We start from the raw sequence: 641 nt of genomic DNA, 5'->3' as shown, positions 1-641 counted from the left end.
GGTCGAGAAGAACCGCACCTTGCGGCGGTGATGCTCAATGGCCTGGATGCCAAGCGCGGTCGCAACATGGGTCTTTCCGGTGCCGGGCCCACCGATGAGCACGATGTTCTGCGCCCCCTCCATGAACTCGCATCGATGGAGCTGGCGCACCGTGGCTTCATTCATCTCGCTGCTTGAGAAGTCGAAACCAGACAGGTCTTTGTAGGCCGGAAAGCGTGCCGCTTTCATATGATAGGCAATCGACCGAACCTCTCGTTCGGCCATCTCCGCCTTCAACAGCTGGGTTAGGATCGGGACTGCCGCTTCGAATGCAGGCGCGCCTTGCTCGATCAAATCGGTCACGGCCTGCGCCATGCCATGCATCTTGAGGCTACGAAGCATGATAATGACGGCGCCGCTGGCGGGATCATGACGCATGGCGGCCTCCGGTGCTGTGGGCCCGCAGATCGTCGTAGCGCCCGACATTTGCCTTGGGCTCGCGGCGCAGCGCGAGCGCTTGTGGCGGTTCTGTCGCAAATGACACGGTAGGCTGGAATCGGCGTTCTACTGGACAGACCCCACATTCTCCAAGTAAGTCGCTGATTTCGCTGTCGTAATCGTGATATTTCGCATATAAATCATGGCGTTGACGGCTGCGAGGG

2 protein-coding genes are annotated in these 641 nt (G+C 59.4%); both read right to left on the bottom strand.

Annotated features, from left to right (window positions below):
• Positions 1–417, bottom strand: a 417-nt coding sequence (locus I9P22_RS24365) for an ATP-binding protein (RefSeq protein ID WP_199262805.1), incomplete at its 3' end; no start/stop codon positions are given.
• A partial coding sequence (locus tag I9P22_RS24760) for a hypothetical protein (RefSeq protein ID WP_233253591.1) occupies positions 407–641 on the bottom strand: 235 nt, incomplete at its 5' end. The genes I9P22_RS24760 and I9P22_RS24365, both read right to left, overlap by 11 nt.

This window comes from Paracoccus binzhouensis, from assembly GCF_016446475.1.
GTDB lineage: Bacteria > Pseudomonadota > Alphaproteobacteria > Rhodobacterales > Rhodobacteraceae > Paracoccus > Paracoccus binzhouensis.
The sequence above is the reverse complement of the archived record's forward strand: the minus strand, read 5'-3'. Positions and strand labels throughout refer to the sequence as shown.